General features: G+C 31.8%; 1 protein-coding gene. It reads right to left on the bottom strand.

Annotated features, from left to right (window positions below; genetic code table 11):
- The coding region (locus tag E0D98_RS25955) for a lipopolysaccharide core heptose(II) kinase RfaY (RefSeq protein ID WP_131891551.1) at window positions 1–409 on the bottom strand (409 nt) is incomplete at both ends.

Genomic DNA, 409 nt, shown 5'->3' on the forward strand with positions numbered 1-409 from the left:
TTACTTTTTTAATTTTCTTTTTGAATATAAGATATGTATAGCCAAAGTCTTTCAATTCATTTTTTATATTATAGTGCCGTTCAAGATCAATGCGATCTTTTGCTTTTAAAACAGCGGTTGTTTTTTTACCTGAAAGGTCAATTAGTCTTAAACCTTTTTCGGATACTATAAAATTTCCTTTATGAGGATCGCCAGACACCATTCCATGCTGATGCAACTCTTTTATCGATTCTGATAATTGATCCTTCAGATCTTCAGAAATTTCCAAATACTCATTTAACCCGACACCTTCAATATACTCAATGAGCATAATATAATAATGAGCGAAATTTAATGTTTTACGTTCAGCTAGCAAAAAATAGTCATTAATTGATTGGATGCCTTCACCACGTACCCGATCGGTTTGATA

The organism is Escherichia sp. KCJ4928 (assembly GCF_004352695.1).
GTDB lineage: Bacteria > Pseudomonadota > Gammaproteobacteria > Enterobacterales > Enterobacteriaceae > ECMA0423.